At 73.2% G+C, this 13,143-nt stretch carries 11 protein-coding genes; 7 read left to right on the top strand and 4 right to left on the bottom strand.

Features of this window, described 5'->3' with window-relative positions; translation table 11 throughout:
* Positions 1–69 precede the first annotated feature (69 nt).
* From AB0D85_RS30430 to AB0D85_RS30420, 3 genes are all read right to left on the bottom strand, one after another.
* Positions 70–906, bottom strand: coding sequence for a hypothetical protein (locus AB0D85_RS30430; protein ID WP_362327108.1), 837 nt, complete (start codon positions 904–906; stop codon positions 70–72).
* 469 nt (positions 907–1,375) lie between these two features.
* Complete coding sequence (locus tag AB0D85_RS30425) at positions 1,376–2,065, bottom strand: response regulator (protein ID WP_362327105.1); 690 nt, start codon at positions 2,063–2,065, stop codon at positions 1,376–1,378.
* A complete protein-coding gene (locus AB0D85_RS30420; RefSeq protein ID WP_362327102.1) occupies positions 2,062–3,747 on the bottom strand; it encodes a sensor histidine kinase in 1,686 nt (561 codons plus the stop codon). Before AB0D85_RS30420 ends, AB0D85_RS30425 begins: the two co-directional genes overlap by 4 nt.
* A 247-nt stretch (positions 3,748–3,994) precedes the next feature.
* On the opposite strand from AB0D85_RS30420, the gene AB0D85_RS30415 reads away from it, so the two are divergent.
* The 3 genes from AB0D85_RS30415 to AB0D85_RS30405 all read left to right on the top strand — a co-directional run bounded on the left by AB0D85_RS30415 (position 3,995) and on the right by AB0D85_RS30405 (position 6,906).
* Positions 3,995–4,855: an ABC transporter ATP-binding protein gene (locus AB0D85_RS30415; RefSeq protein WP_362327099.1), complete on the top strand. Its 861-nt coding sequence runs from the start codon at positions 3,995–3,997 to the stop codon at positions 4,853–4,855.
* Positions 4,852–5,733: an ABC transporter permease gene (locus AB0D85_RS30410; protein ID WP_362327096.1), complete on the top strand. Its 882-nt coding sequence runs from the start codon at positions 4,852–4,854 to the stop codon at positions 5,731–5,733. Before AB0D85_RS30415 ends, AB0D85_RS30410 begins: the two co-directional genes overlap by 4 nt.
* A 78-nt stretch (positions 5,734–5,811) precedes the next feature.
* Positions 5,812–6,906 (top strand): ABC transporter substrate-binding protein, encoded by a 1,095-nt coding sequence (locus AB0D85_RS30405; protein ID WP_362327093.1) that lies wholly within the window; start codon positions 5,812–5,814, stop codon positions 6,904–6,906.
* A gap of 62 nt (positions 6,907–6,968) precedes the next feature.
* On the opposite strand, the gene AB0D85_RS30400 is transcribed toward AB0D85_RS30405, so the two are convergent.
* The gene (locus tag AB0D85_RS30400; protein WP_362327091.1) at positions 6,969–8,285 is read right to left on the bottom strand and encodes a HAMP domain-containing sensor histidine kinase; all 1,317 of its coding nucleotides are present in this window, start codon (positions 8,283–8,285) and stop codon (positions 6,969–6,971) included.
* A 155-nt stretch (positions 8,286–8,440) separates the two neighbouring features.
* On the opposite strand from AB0D85_RS30400, the gene AB0D85_RS30395 reads away from it, so the two are divergent.
* Genes AB0D85_RS30395 through AB0D85_RS30380 form a run of 4 tightly spaced genes read left to right on the top strand, consistent with a single transcriptional unit; the run spans position 8,441 to position 13,143 of the window.
* The gene (locus tag AB0D85_RS30395; protein ID WP_362327089.1) at positions 8,441–9,076 is read left to right on the top strand and encodes a hypothetical protein; all 636 of its coding nucleotides are present in this window, start codon (positions 8,441–8,443) and stop codon (positions 9,074–9,076) included.
* Between the two features lie 5 nt (positions 9,077–9,081).
* Positions 9,082–9,801 (top strand): ABC transporter ATP-binding protein, encoded by a 720-nt coding sequence (locus tag AB0D85_RS30390; RefSeq protein ID WP_362327085.1) that lies wholly within the window; start codon positions 9,082–9,084, stop codon positions 9,799–9,801.
* Positions 9,788–10,495 (top strand): ABC transporter ATP-binding protein, encoded by a 708-nt coding sequence (locus AB0D85_RS30385; RefSeq protein ID WP_362327083.1) that lies wholly within the window; start codon positions 9,788–9,790, stop codon positions 10,493–10,495. Before AB0D85_RS30390 ends, AB0D85_RS30385 begins: the two co-directional genes overlap by 14 nt.
* A complete protein-coding gene (locus AB0D85_RS30380) occupies positions 10,492–13,143 on the top strand; it encodes an FtsX-like permease family protein (protein ID WP_362327081.1) in 2,652 nt (883 codons plus the stop codon). The genes AB0D85_RS30385 and AB0D85_RS30380 overlap by 4 nt, the downstream gene beginning before the upstream one ends.

Here is a 13,143-nt window from a genome sequence, read left to right as displayed (position 1 = left end):
CGTTCGGCGTGCTCACGCCGTCGTGGCCGGCCGGGGTGACGCTTCGCCGGGGCCGGACGCGTGGCCCGGTCAGGCCGTGCGCCGGGCGGTCGGCTGCGGTTCCGCCACGTCCCTCCGGGTGACCGAGAGATAGACGACCAGGCCGAGGATGACGGCGAGGAACAGCGCGCTGGTGACCACGGTGCCGAGGCCGAGGCCGCCGTCGCCGGTGGCCTGGGAGAGGTAGTCGCCGATGGAGGCGCCGAGCGGCCGGGTGAGGACGTAGGCGATCCAGAAGCTCCACACCGCGTCCAGGCCGAGCGTGAAGTGCGCGAGGGCGACGGCGGCGATGGACAGGGCGAACAGGACGGCGGAGAGCCAGTAGCCGAAGTCCAGGCGCTCGGAGACCAGGTCGCCGGCGGAGGTGCCCAGGGCGAAGGTGAACAGGACCGCCAGCCAGTAGAAGGACTCACGGCCGGTGGTGTCGATGTGGTGGATGGACAGCGTCCGCTCGCGCCGGTACCAGACGACGAACACCACCGCGAGGACGATCGCGAAGGCGGTGGTGGTGGTCTCCAGCGGGACGCCCATGTTGTCGGTGAGGTTGTCGCTGACCAGCGTGCCGACGACGCTGATCAGGGCGACGGCCGTCCAGTACACGCCCGCGCGGTAGGCGGTGGTGCGGAACTGGACCACCAGGACGACCGCCAGCAGCGCGCTCATCAGCACGGACACTCCGGTCAGGCCGAGGCCGGCCTTCTCGTTGAGCAGATCGGCCGCGGTCTCGCCGACCGTGGTGCACAGCACCTTGATGATCCAGAAGTACAGGGTGACTTCGGGCACCTTGTTCCAGCCCGCGCGGCGGGCGGCCACCGGCTCGGTGCCGGCCGCCGGTGCGGCGGGGTTCTGCGAGGTCTCGTACGCCATGAGGCCCGACCGTGCCACGGGATACCTGAACACATCCTGACTTCCGCACGGCATCGGCTGCGCCGCGACGCCGATGTTCACCCGCGGCTCGGGCAACAGCGGCAGAAGTCGGCCGCGGGCCGGGGCGCCGCCGCCCGACGTGCGGGAGCATGCTGCCTCAAAAGGAGGAGCGGTCGGACTCCGTGCGGTCGTAGCCGGTGTCCACAGCCGAAGACCACCACCGGTTGCCGGCCCCGGAGCCGCGGCGCCCGCCGGCCCTCGCCGGCACTGGAGCCGCGGCGCCCGTCGCCGGCCCTGGAGCCGCGGCGCCCGCCGCCCGCCGCCCGCCCTGGAGCCGCGCCGCCCGTAGCCCGCCGCCGGTCCCGGAGCCGCGCCGCCCGTAGCCCCCCGCCGGTCCCGGAGCCGCGCCGCCCGTAGCTGGCCCCGGAGCCGTCGCCGGCCCCGGACCCGGACCCGGCCCCTCGCCCCGTCAGTGCACCACGCGGTACAGGTGTTCGGGGCGTCCCGTGGCTCCGTAGCGGAGTTCGAGACGGACCATGCCCTCCTTGACCAGGTAGGAGAGATAGCGCTGGGCGGTGGCGCGGGAGACCCCGGTGCGTTCGGCGGTCTCCGCGGCCGACAGGGCGTCGTGCGCGGTGCGCAGGGTCTGGTGCAGCAGGGCGAGCGTCGGCGCCGAGTGGCCCTTGGCGGGGACCCGGGGCACGGCCGGCGGGCGGGCGGCGCTGAACAGGGCGTCCACATCCGCCTGCTCGGTCTCGGGGACCGTGCCGAGCGCGTCCATCCGGTGCTGGAGCTCGCGGTAGGCGGTGAGCCGCTCGGCCAGGTCGGGTGCTCCGAAGGGCTTGACCAGGTATCCGACGGCGCCGAGTTTCATCGCGATCCGCACCGAGGCGATGTCCCGGTCGGCGGTGATCATGATGGCGTCGGGGCGGTCGCCGCCCTCGTCGCCGCTGAGCCGGCGCAGCACGTCGAGTCCGCTGCCGTCCGGCAGGAAGATGTCGAGCAGCAGCAGGTCGGGGGCGAGGGCGCGCACCGCGGCCAGCGCCTCGGCCACGGTCGCCGCCTGGCCGACCACCTCGAAGCCCTTGACGCGGGACGCGTAGTCGCAGTGGATGCGGCTGACCCGGAAGTCGTCGTCCACCACCAGGGTCCGGATCACCAGCGGTCACCTCCCCCGACGCCGTCCAGTACCGGTGGAGCCGTCGTGAACAGGGCGTCCTGCGGGCCGGGCGCGGTGCCGGACACCGGCATCAGCACCGTGAAGACCGCGCCCGGCCCCTCGCTGACCGTGACCGTGCCGCCGTGCCGCTGCACCAGCCGGTGGACGAGGGCGAGCCCGAGCCCGCGCCGGGCGGTGCCCCGGTCCGGACGGGTCGACCAGCCGTCCTCGAAGATCGACTCGGCGGTGCCGGGCGGGATGCCCGGCCCGGTGTCGGCCACCTCCACCCGCACCGCGTCGACGGCCTCGACGAGGGAGAGGCGCACCTCGGGACCGCCCGGCCCCCGGGCCGGTCCGGTCGCGGACGCGTCGATCGCGTTGTCCAGCAGGTTGCCGACGACGGTGAGCAGCCGGCGCAGATGGGGCGGGTCCTCGCCGAGGGCGGAGTCGTCGCTGAGGACGATCCGCACCCCGCGTTCCGCCGCCACCGTGATCTTGGCGACGATCAGTCCCACGAGCAGCGGGTTGCCGATCCGCTCCCGTACGGACTCGGTCAGCGCCTGCTCGGCGCCGGCGGTCTCGACGGCGAACTCGTAGGCGGCGTCGTGGTCGCCGATGTCCAGCAGCCCGGCCACCGTGTGCATCCGGTTGGTGAACTCGTGCTGCTGGGCGCGCAGCGCGTCGGTCAGGCCGCGCACCGAGTCCAGTTCGCGCAGCAGCCCGATGAGCTCGGTGCGGTCGCGGACGGTGACCACGGCGCCCAGTTCACGGCCGTGCAGGGCCACCGGCATCCGGTTGACGACCAGGCAGTGGTCGTCGGTGAGCACGCTGATGTCGCCGCCCGTCAGGGTGCCGTCCAGGGCGCGCCGCAGCCGCCCGTCCGGCAGCGCCTCCGCGAGCGTGCTGCCGAGCGCGGTGCCGAGGCCGAGCAGTTCGCGGGCCTCGTCGTTGACCACCGTGATCCTGCCGTCGGGGTCGAAGGCGACGACTCCTTCGCGGATGCCGTGCAGCATCGCCTCCCGGTCCTGCAGCAGCCCGGCGATCTCCTCCAGCTCCAGCCCGAACGTCGTCCGCTTGAGCCGCCTGGCCAGCAGGAACGCGGCCGTGGAGCCGAGCGCCACGGCGATGGCGCTGTACACGCCGAAGGTGGGCAGCTCGCGCCACAGCTCGCCCAGCACGTAGTGCTCGGGAATGCCCGCGGACACCTCGCCGACCAGCTCGCCGGTGGGCCCGTACAGCGGAGCCTTGCCGTTGGCGCTGCGCCCGGTCGCGCCCTGGTCGGTGCCGACGTGCGTGGTGCCGTCCAGCACCACGATCCGGTCACCGGTCGGTTCGCCGATCAGCGACGGGTCGGGGTGGGAGTGGCGGATGCCCCGCAGGTCGAGCACGACCACGTACGAGGCGCCGGAGGCCCCGCGGATGCGTTCGGCCACCGACTGCACCACGTCGCCGCCGTCCCCGTCCTGCATGGCCCGGCGGATCTGGGGGTCGGCGGCCGTGGTCTGCGCGATGTCCAGCGCCCGCTGCTCGTAGGCGCGGTCGATCTCGCCCCGCTGCGCGAAGGCGAACAGCACGAAACCGATCAGCCCGGTCAGTGCCAGGATGACCAGCTGGTTGGCCAGGATCCGCGCGGAGAGCCGTCCCTTCCCGCCGCGGCCGACCGGGATTCGGATGGGTTTCACCGGTGTCTCTCGCCTGTCGTACGGCTCCGGGCGCGGCCCCTGCGCCGTACCCGTGGTGGCGTGATTGTGCCCCCGCCCCCGGCCTTCTGCCACCCCCGGCACCGTGAGCAGAACGAGCAGAACCCCTGCTTACACGGCTAACGCGGGATACGGATGAAACAGCGACGTAACACCCGGCGGCCTCTAGCGTCTGCCTTCCTCGACCCCCGGGGTTCGCCCCCCGAGGCTAGGAAGGAGACGGCCTCAGATGGCTTCGCGAAACGATGCCGCGGTGGGCCCGGTCGCCGGGAAAGGCGGCCGGGACAGCGCGCGAGTCGAGATTTCCGGGCTCACCAAACGATTTCTGACTCCCGCGGGTGAGGTGTTCACAGCACTCCAGGACGTCTCGTTCACCGTGGAGCCCGGCCAGTTCTGCGCGGTGGTGGGCCCGACCGGCTGCGGCAAGTCGACGACGCTGGGCATGGTGTCCGGGCTCGACCGGCCCAGCGAGGGCTCGGTCAGGGTCGGCGGGCGTGAGGTGAACGGTGTCACCGACGGCGTCAGCTTCATGTTCCAGGCCGACGCGCTGCTGCCCTGGAAGACCGTCCTCGGCAATGTGCTGATGGGCCCGGTCTTCCGCGGGGTGCCCAAGCAGCGGGCCCAGGCCTCGGCGCGCGACTGGCTGCGCCGGGTGGGCCTGACGGGGTTCGAGGACCGCTATCCGCACCAGCTCTCCGGCGGTATGCGCAAGCGGGTGGCGATGGCCGCGGCGCTGATCAACGAACCCCGGATCCTGATCATGGACGAGCCGTTCGGCGCCCTGGACGTGCAGACCAAGGCGATCATGTCGACCGAGCTGCTCGGTCTGTGGGAGCAGATCCGGCCGTCGGTCATCTTCATCACCCACGACCTCGACGAGGCCGTGGCGCTCGCCGACCGGGTCGTCGTCATGACGTCCAGCCCCGGGTCGGTCAAGGCGGTCTTCGACATCGACCTGCCCCGTCCGCGCGGCTCGGTCCAGGAGATCCGCTTCCAGCCCCGCTTCATCGAACTTCAGCACCAGATCTGGGACTCGCTGCGCGAGGAGGTGGAGCGCGCCTACGCACGCACCGCAGGAGGTACGGCATGAGCACGACGTCCGCTGTTTCCGCCGCTCCCGTCGAGAGCGAAGCACAGCTCTCGGCCGGGGCCGCCGCCAGACGCGCCCGCCGGCGCCGCATCGGCCTGGTGTGGGCGGGCCGCATCGGCCTCGCGGTCATCGTGATCGGCGGCTGGCAGGCGTTCACCGCCTGGGGGATCGTCGACCCGTTCTTCTTCGGGCAGCCCTCCGGCATCGCCAAACGCCTGGTCGACCTGTTCCGCAACGGCACCGAGTTCGGTTCCTTCTACGCGAACATCTGGACCACGATCCAGGAGGCGCTCGCCGGCTTCGCCGTCGGAGCCGCGGCCGGCGTGGTGTTCGGTGTGGCGCTGGGCCAGAGCCGCTTCCTCGCCGACGTCCTCGGCCCCTACATCAAGATGGTCAACGCGATCCCGCGGATCGTCCTCGGCTCGATCTTCATCGTCGCGTTCGGCATCGGCGTGCTGCCCAAGATCCTGCTCGCCGCGGTGCTGGTGTTCTTCATCGTCTTCTTCAACGCCTTCCAGGGCGTGCGCGAGGTCGACCGCAACATCCTCGCCAACGCCAGGGTGCTCGGCGCCTCCCAGCTGCAGATCATCCGGCACGTCACCGTGCCCTCCGCGCTCACCTGGATCATCGCCAGCCTGCACAGCGCCTTCGGCTTCGCCATCGTCGGCGCGCTGGTCGGCGAGGTGCTCGGCGCGCAGAGCGGTCTGGGCCTGGTCATCAAGACCGCGCAGAACAACTTCGACCCCAACGGGGTGTTCGCGACGATGCTCGTCATCTCGGTCATCGTGCTCGGCGCCGAGTGGCTGATCGGCAAGCTCGAACACCGGCTGCTGTCCTGGCGCCCGCCGGCCCCCTCCGAGGCGTCGAACGCCCTCTGACCCGGCCCCTCTTCGCTCCCTCTCTCATCCCCTGTTCCACCCAGGAAGTCCCACCCCAGAAAAGGAATGTGGCCAGCCATGTCCAGACGACCCGTCGCCGTCGCCGCGTCCGTCCTCACCGTTCTCGCCCTCGGCGCGGTCAGCGCCTGCTCCAGCGGTTCGAGCAGCAGTACCGCCGCGAGCGGCGGCTCCGGCACACCGACCGTGAAGCTCATGGTGGGCGGCATAGACAAGCAGATCTACCTGCCCTACCAACTCGCCCAGAACCTCGGCTTCTACAAGAAGTACGGCGTGAACGTCCAGCTCAGCACCGAGCAGGACGGCGGTGTCGGCGCCGAGGAGGCCATGGCCTCGGGCCAGGTGGACATGGCGGGCGCCTGGTACAACCACACGATCGAGTTCCAGGCCAAGGGCAAGGCGGTCGAGGACGTCGTCCAGCTGTCCGGCGCGCCGGGCGAGCGGGAGATGTGCACCAAGAAGTCGGGCGTCACCTCGGGCGCCGACTTCAAGGGCAAGACCCTGGGCGTCACCGACCTGGGGTCGGGCACCGACACGCTCACCCAGTTCCTGGCCGCCAAGAAGGGCGTCAAGACCGGTCAGTTCCACCGCATCGGGGTCGGCGCGGGCTCCACGGCCATCGCCGCCCTGCAGAACGGCAAGGTCGACTGTGTGATGACGACGCAGCCGACGGTCGCCGCGATCCAGAAGAAGGGCGTCGGCACCTCCGCGATCGACCTGGCGACCACGCAGGGCGCCACGGCGGCGATGGGCGGCGCCTACCCCGCGGCCAGTGTGCTCGCCCGCACCGACTGGGTGGACGCGCACAAGGACACGGTGCAGAAGGTCGTCGACGCGCTCGTCGCCACCATGCACTGGATCAACACGCACAGCGCGGCCGACATCGCGAACAAGCTGCCGGCCTCGTTCGTGTCGAACCAGCTGGTGACCAAGGCCGACTACATCACCGCCCTGACCGAGGACAAGGGCCAGTTCCTCCCGGACGGCATCATGCCGGCCGGCGGTCCGAAGACCTCCCTGGCGACGGAGCAGCTGGTCGGCAACGTCAAGGGCTCGGTGGATCTCGGCAAGACGTTCACCAACGAGTTCGCCCTCCAGGCCAACAAGACCGAGGGCTTCAAGACCACCACGACCCCGGCGGGACCGACCGGCTGATCCCCGCGGGTTCCCTTCGGACACGGGGCCGCCCGGGTGACTGCCACCCGGGCGGCCCCGTCCTACGCGCCGCGCGCCGGTGTCCCGTCCTGGCCGACGGGAAGGAGCAGGGTGAACGTGGCCGGGTGCCGGCCGGTCAGGGAGAGCCTGCCGCCGAGGGAGACGGCCAGGTCGCGCGCGAGGGACAGGCCGATGCCCGTTCCCTCGCCGTTCCCGGTGCGGCCGCGGCCGAAGAGCCGGGACGGCTCCTCCGTCACGGCACCCTCGTCGCTGACGTCGAAGGCGAGGGCGTCGTCCAGGTCCCGCACCGTCACCCGGACGGTGCCGCGCCCGTGCACCCGGGCGTTGTCGAGCAGGATGCCGAGCACCTCCGCGACGGGCGCGCCGGGAATCCGGGCGTCGGCCGGAGCGTCCTGGGTGTCGCACTCCAGGCGTCTGCCGTCCTGGGCGAAGAGGCCGTGCCACCGTTCCTCCGTCTCCCGCAGCAGCTGCCGTACCCCGGTCGTCGCGGCGGCGGGCCGGGCGGCCTCTCCGGAACGGGACAGGCGCAGCACCTCCTCGACCGTGTGGTGCAGGCGCTGTGTGGTGGCCAGCGCCTCGGCCAGTACGGGCCGCAGCCGGGCGTCGTCCTCCTGCGCGAGGCCCGCCTCCAGGGCGAGTTGCAGACCGGTGAGCGGGGTGCGCAGCTGGTGCGAGGCGTTGGCCGTGAAGTCCCGTTCGTGGCGCAGGAGTTCGGAGACGCTGTGCAGCATCTCGTTGTGGGTGCGGGCCACCTGGTCGATCTCGGCGATGCTGCTCGGCGCGGCCCGTGCGGTCAGGTCGCCCCCGGTCACGGCCCGGCAGTGCCGGGAGAGGTCTTCCAGCGGAGCGGCCAGGGCCCGCGCCTGACGGCGGGCGACGAGGACGGCGACGGCCAGCGCGAGCACGGCGACCGCGAGCAGCAGCGCCCACGCGGTGAGGACACGGTCGCGTACGGCGGCCGCCGGGGACGAGGCCCGTACGACGCCGATCACCTGCTCGGCGTGGGCGACGGGCACGGTGACCACCAGGTCGCCGTCCGCCCGTTCCCGTACCACCTCGCCGGCCAGGGCGTGCCGGACCGGGGTGTCGCCGGGCCGGGGGCCGCTGCCCGCGCGCAGCCGCAGGTGCGGGTCGTACAGGCCGAGCCGCCCGCCCGCCGGGGGCGCGGGCAGCTCCACCGGGTCGCCGGTCACGAAGTCCGGGCTCACGCGGACGGCGCCGGCCAGGGCCGACCGTTCCAGGGTGTCGCGCTGGTCGGCGTACAGGGACGACCTGATCGCCAGGGCCAGCGGGACGGCGAGGAGGACGACGGCGACCAGGGCGGCGGTCAGGGCGACTCGCACCACGCGCTGTCTCATGCCCTCATCATGCGGGCCGTTCACCTGGGCGGATGCCCTGCGCCACACGGTTTTGCCGTCGTCTAACCCTCGGCGGTCGGGGAGTTAACCGGCGGCTTCCTAGCGTCGGTGCCATGACCGTCCGGTCCGAGGACTCCCCCTGGAGGGCAGTGGCCATGGCAGCACACACAAGGACGTACGCGGTCGTCGGGCTGACCCTCGTGGCGGCGGTGACCGCCGGCTGTTCCGGTTCCGGGTCGCACACCGGCTCGGGTACCCCGGCGTCCGGTACGACCACCGTCAGCGGGCAGAACAAGCCGGCGCCCACCGAGTCCAATCCGCCCGGCGACATCCCCGACAACCAGGTGTACGTCACCTACCGGCCGGCCGGCGGCTCCTTCACCGGCTTCACCCTGAAGGTGCCCGAGGGCTGGGCCCGCACGAGCCAGGGCGGCACCACCGCGTTCACCGACAAGCTCAACACCGTGCAGATCACCGCGGTTTCCGCCGCCGACGCGCCCACGGTCGGCTCGGTCACCAACACGGTCGTGCCCCAACTCCGCACCCAGGTACCGAAGTTCGGCTCGCCCAAGGTGAGCGAGGTGACCCGGCACGCCGGCCGGGTGGTCCTGCTGACCTATCAGGGCGACTCGGCGAAGGACCCGGTCACCGGCAAGGTGGTGCGGGACGCCTTCGAGCGGTACGCGTTCCACCGCGCGGGACACGAGGTGGACCTGACCCTGTCGGGGCCGGTCAACGCCGACAACGTCGACCCGTGGCGCACCGTCAGCGACTCCTTCGCCTGGCAGTGAGAGCCATGTCCCTCGACACACACGAAGACGTCCTCACGGCCCGCGAGCTGTACCGCTTCTACCGGGCCGGGGAGGAGGAGACGCTCGCGCTGCGCGGGGTGTCCCTGAAGGTGCGGCGCGGTGAGACCGTCGCGGTCGTCGGCCCGTCCGGGGCCGGAAAGTCGACCCTCCTGGCGTGCCTGGCCGGTCTGGACGAGCCCTCCGGCGGCGAGGTCCGCGTCGACGGCGTACGGATCAGCCACCGGCCCGAGACCGAGCGGGCCCGGCTGCGGGCCCGGCACATCGGCGTCCTGCTGCAGACCCGCAACCTGCTGCCGCACCTCAGCGTGCGCGACAACGTCCGCCTCCCGCAGCGGGCACGGGGCCGCGGGGCCCCCGTACCGGCCGGGGAACTGCTGGCCCGGGTGGGACTGGCCGCCCGGGCGCACGCCCTGCCGCGCCAGCTGTCCGGCGGGGAGCTCGCGCGGGCCGGGCTCGCCGTGGCGCTGGCCAACGCGCCCGCCGTCCTGCTCGCCGACGAACCGACCGGTGAACTCGACGGCGAGACCGAACAGCTGGTCCTGTCGATGCTGCGGGAGCGGGCCGCCGAGGGGTGCGCGGTGCTGATCGTCACGCACAGCCCGGAAGCCGTCCGCATCGCCGACCGGGTGATCACCCTGACGGACGGAAAGGCCGCCGACGTCCGGCGGCAGGATCGCAAGGAGGCGCACGATGCCGCCGGATGACACGATGCCGCCGGACGACCCGACGCCCTCCGACGAGGTGCTCGTCGGCTGTGCGGACGCGGCCCTGACCTTCGGCCGGGGACCGCAGGCGGTCGTGGCCGTGCACGGCGCCGACCTGGTGGTCCGGGCCGGGGACCGGCTCGCGATCGTCGGCCCCTCGGGGTCGGGCAAGAGCTCGCTGCTGCACCTGCTCGCCGGGCTCGAACAGCCCACCAGCGGCACCGTCACCCGGGCCGCCTCGCTCGGACCGTACGGCATCGGTCTGGTCTTCCAGGGCGACAGCCTGATCCCCGCCCTGGACGTGGCCGAGAACACCGCTCTTCCCCTGGTCCTCGCCGATCGTCCGGAGGGCGAGGCGCGACAGCGCGCGCTCGCGGCACTCGCCCTCGTGGAGGCCGCCGACCTGGCCGACCGGCTGCCCGAGGAGATCTCCGGCGGCCAGGCCCAGCGGGTGGCCGCCGCCCGGGTCCTGGCCCAGGCGCCCCGGCTGATCCTGGCCGACGAACCCACCGGCCGGCTCGACCACGCGACCGGCGCCCGTGTCCTGGACGCCCTGCTCACCGCCGCCGACCGCACCGGCGCGGCCCTCGTCGTCACCACCCACGACCCGGCCGTCGCCGACCGGCTCACCGTCCGCCGCAGCATGCGCGACGGACGCCTGCTCGCGCCCCGCGCATCCGAGGAGATGTCATGATCGCCGCCTGGGCTCGTGGGCTGGCCCGCCACCGCACCGGACGGCTCCTGGCCGCCCTCACGGGCATCGCGCTCGCGGTCGCCCTGGTCGCCGCGCTCGGCTCCTTCCTCACCGCGTCGAAGGCGACCATGACCCAGCGCGCCGTGCGCTCGGTCGCCGTGGACTGGCAGGTCCAGGTGCAGCCCGGCGCCGACCCGAACTCCGTCCTGGCCCTGGTCGCCGGGACCCCCGCCACCCGCGCCGCCCTGCCCGTCGGCTTCGCCCGCACCAGCGGCTTCACCGCCCAGGTGCGGGGCAGCACCCAGACCACCGGCCCCGGCGTGGCCCTCGGCCTGCCCGACGGCTACCGCACCCTGTTCCCCGACGCCGTCCGTGACCTCTCCGGCTCGTCCACGGGTGTCCTGCTGGCCCAGCAGACCGCCTCCAACCTGCACGCCGCCCCCGGCGACACCATCGGCATCCAGCTGCCCGGTGCCGGACTGCGCCAGGTGAAGGTGGACGGGGTGGTCGACCTCCCCCAGGCCGACTCCCTCTTCCAGACCGTCGGCGCCCCCAGCCAGTCCCAGCCGACCGCGCCCCCGGACAACGTCGTCCTGCTGCCCGCCACCCGGTTCGCGTCCCTCACCCGCGGTGCCTCCGGCGTCACCACCCAGATCCACGCCGCCCGCGACACCACCCGGCTGCCCTCCGACCCGGCCGCCGCGTACTCCGCCGTCACCGGCGCCGCCCACAACCTGGAAGCCCGCTCCGCCGGCACCGCCCTGGTCGGCAACAACGTCGGCGCCGCCCTCGACTCCGCCCGCCAGGACGCCCTGTACGCCCAGATCCTCTTCCTCTTCCTCGGTGTGCCGGGCGCGGTGCTGGCCGCCGCGCTGACGGCGGCGGTCGCCTCGGCGGGCGGCGAACGGCGCCGCCAGGAACAGGGGCTGCTGCGGCTACGCGGGCTGCGCCCCCGTCAGATCACCGCTCTCGCCGGGCTGGAGGCCGCCCTGATCGGCCTCGCCGGCGGCCTGGCCGGCCTGGGCGTCGCCGCGCTCACCGGCCGGCTCGCCTTCGGCACCGCCTCCTTCGGCGCGAGCGCGGGCACCTGGTCCGTCTGGTACGCCGTCGCCTTCGTCCTCGGAGCCCTGGTGGCCGCCGGGGCCGTCCTGGTCCCCGCCCTGCGGGACCTGCGCACGGTCACCGTCGCCGACACCCGCAAGCAGGAGGACGTACGACGCTCCCGGTCGCCCTGGTGGCTGCGCTACGGCCTGGACTTCGCCCTGCTCATCGGCTCCTGGCTGGTCTTCCGCGCCTCCTCCGGCAACCAGTACGCCCTGGTCCTCGCGCCCGAGGGCGTGCCCAGCATCTCGGTGTCGTACTGGGCCTTCCTCGGCCCGGCCCTGCTGTGGCTGGGCGCGGCCCTGCTGCTGTGGCGCCTCACCCTGCTCGCCCTCACCCACGGCCGGACCGCCCTGGCCCGGCTGGTCCGGCCGCTGACCGCGACCCTGGCCGGCACCACCGCGGCCGTGCTGGCCCGGCGCCGCCGCCCGTTCGCCCGGTCGGTGGTCCTGCTCGCCCTCGCCGTCTCCTTCGCGATCTCCACCGCGGTCTTCAACGCCACCTACCACCAGCAGGCCGAGGTCGACGCCCGGCTGACCAACGGCGCCGACGTCACCGTCGCCGAACCACCCGGCGCCCGTGTCCCGCCCGCCGCCGGGGCCGCGCTGAAGACCTCCGGCGTACGGCACGTCGAACCCCTCCAGCACCGCTTCGCCTACGTCGGCTCCGACCTCCAGGACCTCTACGGCGTGCGGCCGGACACCATCGCCAAGGCCACCTCGCTCCAGGACGCCTACTTCGCGGGCGGCACCGCGGACCAGCTGATGCGGCGCCTCGCCCAGCGCCCCGACAACCTGCTCGTCAGCGTCGAGACCGTCCACGACTTCCAGCTCTCCCCCGGCGACACCCTCAACCTGCGCGTCCAGGACGCCCGTACCAAGTCCCTGCGCACGGTTCCCTTCCACTACGCCGGCATCGCCAAGGAGTTCCCCACCGCGCCGAAGGACAGCTTCTTCGTCGCCAACGCCTCCTACATCGCCAAGGTCACCGGCGACGACTCGGTCGGCGCCTTCCTCCTCGACACCGGCGGCACGGACCAGCAGCGGATCGCCGCCCAGCTGCGCCGGCAGCTCGGCACCGGGGCCACCGTCACCGACCTCACCCAGACCCGCGGCACCGTCGGCACCAGCCTGACCTCCGTCGACCTGGCCGGCCTCACCCGTATCGAGCTCGCCTTCGCCGTGCTGCTCGCCGCCGGAGCCGGCGGCCTGGTCCTCGCCCTCGGACTCGCCGAACGCCGCCGCACCTTCGCCATCGCCACCGTCCTCGGCGCACGGCCACGCCACCTGCGCGGCATGGTCCTCTCCGAGGCCCTGCTGCTGGCGGCCGGCGGTCTGGCCGGCGGCGCCCTCATCGGCTGGGCCCTGTCGGAGATGCTGGTCAAGGTCCTCACCGGGGTCTTCGATCCCCCGCCGGCGGCCCTGTCGGTCCCCGGCGCCTACCTCGTGCTCACCGGGGCGGCCGCCGTCGCCGCCGTCCTGGCCGCGGCCCTCAACGGCATCCGCGGCAGCCACCGCCCCGCCGTGGAGGAGCTCCGCGACCTGTAA

Origin of the sequence: Streptomyces sp. NPDC048277 (assembly GCF_040652235.1) — a bacterium.
GTDB lineage: Bacteria > Actinomycetota > Actinomycetes > Streptomycetales > Streptomycetaceae > Streptomyces.
The sequence above is the reverse complement of the archived record's forward strand: the minus strand, read 5'-3'. Positions and strand labels throughout refer to the sequence as shown.